Below are 2,226 nucleotides of genomic sequence, written 5' to 3'. Positions count from 1 at the left end.
GTCAACACCTTCGCGTTCAACGCCGTCCGGCGAGATGCGCCGCTATGTGAAGATCGCCGATGCCGCTGACTACCTGAAAGTCACCGATCGCACGATCAGACAAATGATCGCGGATGGCCGCCTGACCGGCTACCGCAGCGGCGGCCGGCTAGTGCGCCTCGATCTGAACGAGATCGACGCCGCGATGCGCCCTTTCGGCGGTGCGGCCTAAATGACTACCGCACGAAAAAGGCCGGCCCCGACAGACCGGCCAATTCCACACCGCACCAACGGCTCCACCAATCCTACTGGCTTGCTCGGACTTCAGCGCCACGACCCGCTGACCGCCGAGGACCGCGCCGACCTCGACGTGCTGATCGCCGCGGCTGAGCGCGGATACCGGCTGGCGACCCGCTGTCTGCGGTGTGGGCAGTGGCTGGTGGCGCCGAGTAGCGTCCGACGCCACCTGGGTCCGGTCTGCGCCGCGAAGGCGGCCGCCGATGCCTAGCCAGACCGCCTATGAGCGGATCATCGGTGCGCTGCGCGACCGCGGCAGCAAAACGAATGAGCGGCGAGATAAGGCTCAGTGCCCGGCCCACGACGACGACCAGCCGTCCCTGTCTATCAGCCCTCGCCGCGACGGCAAGGGCATCGTGATCAAGTGCCATGCCGGATGCGACTACCAGACAGTGCTGACCGCGTTGGGGATGGCCCCGCGTGATTTGTTCGACGACGCCGGAATGCGCGGGATTTACTCTGCGAGAAGGGATTACCGCTACCCAGATGGCCGCGTCGTCCACCGTACACCCGGCAAAAAGTTCTGGCAGGAGAACGCCGAGGGTCGCCGCAGTCTGTTCCGCGCGGAGTTCGGCCAGGCCACAACCGTTTACGTCACCGAGGGCGAAAAAGACGTATTAGCAATTGAATCGGTCGGCGGCGCGGCCACCTGTTCGGCGATGGGCGCCGGCAAGGCCGACAAGTTCGACTGGGAGCCCTTGCGCGCCAAGGCCGTAATCGTCATCGCGGACAAGGATGAGCCGGGCCGTAAGCACGCCGCACAGGTCGCCGGGCTGCTACGCGGCATCGCGGCATCGGTGTCCATCGCCGAGTCCGCCGTGGGTAAGGACGCCGCCGACCATATCGCCGCGGGGTATGGGCTGGACGAACTGGTCCCAGCAGACGTCGTAGCCCGTGACGGTGGTGCTCCACAAAATGGTGCGGCACTACTCGACGATCTGCGGTCGGTCCTCACCAAGTATGTGGTGCTGCCGGATCAGCATGCGGGTGCCGCGGTCACGCTGTGGATTGCTGCCACCCACGCACTTCCCGCCTTCGAGTGCGCACCCCGTCTCATTGCCAGCAGCCCGGACAAGCGTTGTGGCAAGACACGATTGCTCGACATCATCACCGGCACCTGCCATCAGCCGCTCGCCACCGTGAATGCGACGGTTGCAGCCATCTTCCGGTCCATCGGCGCCGACCACCCGCCGACGTTGCTGATCGACGAAGCCGACACCCTGTTCGGGTCTAAGCGGGTTGCCGAACAGAACGAGGACTTGCGCGCGTTGCTCAACGCCGGCCACCAGCGTGGCCGCCCGGCTCTGCGCTGTGTCGGACCAAGCCAGATCCCCACCAAGTTCCCCACGTTCGCGATGGCCGCTCTAGCCGGTATCGGCGCGATGCCCGACACCATCACCGACCGCGGCGTCAACATCACTATGCGGCGGCGAACCACGGCTGAGAAGGTGGCCCAATTCCGTACCCGCCGCGATGGCCCGATCCTGCAAGCGGTGCGTGACAAGCTCGCTGCGTGGGCCGCGGAGCATCTCCAGGAATTGGCCAAAGTCGAACCGGATATGCCGGTGGAGGACCGCGCCGCCGACACTTGGGAGCCGCTGATCGCCGTCGCTGATGCCGCCGGCGGGCATTGGCCGGCAACTGCCCGTGCCGCTTGCGCTTTCCTGGCGAACCAGGCGGGTAGCGACGACGAGGAGCAGTCGTTGGGCGTCAAGCTGCTCGCCGATATCCGATCGGTGTTCGCTGAGCGTGGTGTTCCGTTTTTGCCGTCTGGGGACCTCGCGCACGAGTTGCGCCGCATCGAGGAATCACCATGGAACGACTTCGACCTCAATCCGAGCAAACTTGCCTTCCGGCTTAAAGCGTTCGGAATTAAGCCCCACCGCAACACGGTGGGCAGCATCCGCGGCTACAGCCGAGAAACGCTGTCCGACGCGTTCACGCGCTACC

The 2,226-nt window shown here is 65.4% G+C and carries 3 protein-coding genes; all 3 read left to right on the top strand.

Annotated elements, in window-relative coordinates; genetic code table 11:
- Positions 1 to 34: 34 nt before the first annotated feature.
- Positions 35 to 211 (top strand): excisionase family DNA-binding protein, encoded by a 177-nt coding sequence (locus F0Q45_RS25500; protein WP_149656522.1) that lies wholly within the window; start codon positions 35 to 37, stop codon positions 209 to 211.
- An 81-nt stretch (positions 212 to 292) separates the two neighbouring features.
- Positions 293 to 487 (top strand): DUF6011 domain-containing protein, encoded by a 195-nt coding sequence (locus F0Q45_RS25495; RefSeq protein ID WP_149656521.1) that lies wholly within the window; start codon positions 293 to 295, stop codon positions 485 to 487.
- Positions 480 to 2,226 (top strand): DUF3631 domain-containing protein (locus tag F0Q45_RS29735; RefSeq protein WP_149656520.1); only part of this gene is annotated, 1,747 nt, incomplete at its 3' end. The genes F0Q45_RS25495 and F0Q45_RS29735, both read left to right, overlap by 8 nt.

The organism is Mycobacterium simiae, from assembly GCF_008370645.1.
Lineage (GTDB): Bacteria > Actinomycetota > Actinomycetes > Mycobacteriales > Mycobacteriaceae > Mycobacterium > Mycobacterium simiae_A.
Note: the sequence above shows the minus strand (reverse complement) of the source record. Positions and strands in the feature narration are given on the sequence as shown.